Raw genomic sequence first — 571 nt, forward strand, 5'->3', positions numbered from 1 at the left:
CAAGGAGACAGTCATGGCGATTGGCTTATTTATTTTAGCAGTAATCATTCAGTTAGCCGTTGTCCTGGCCATATTTTTACTGTCTTTATCTCGTGTCACTGGTAGTATCGTTGCCATTATCACTGTCATAGTTACTGCGTTTATAAGCCCATGGTCGCTCATATTGGGGGTTCCGATAGCGCTTTTGTGTTTGATGTTGTTGATTGCTCCCATACGCCAAGCGCTTATTACCAAGCCTGTTTATAAAGCTTTAAGCGGTGCCATGCCAAGTATGAGTGATACTGAACGCGAAGCGCTTGATGCGGGTACTAGCTGGTGGGAAAAAGAGTTGTTTATGGGTGCACCAAACTGGGACACCTTTGCCAACTACCCTTACCCTAAGCTGTCTGAACGCGAACAAAGCTTCATCGACAATGAGGTTGAGACGCTATGTGCCATGCTTGATGAATGGGAGATTACTCAAGATTATAAAGACCTAACCCCGCAGACTTGGCAGTTTATTAAAGCCAATGGCTTTTTGGGTTTGATCATTCCTGAGGAATATGGCGGTTTAGAGTTTAGCTCTTATGCT

At 44.3% G+C, this 571-nt stretch carries 1 protein-coding gene; it reads left to right on the forward strand.

What is annotated here, in order from left to right; genetic code table 11:
• Positions 1-13: 13 nt before the first annotated feature.
• Positions 14-571 (forward strand): acyl-CoA dehydrogenase family protein (locus tag ACS8FD_RS23250; protein WP_439277595.1); only part of this gene is annotated, 558 nt, incomplete at its 3' end.

It is taken from the genome of Psychrobacter sp. 1U2, from assembly GCF_051847575.1.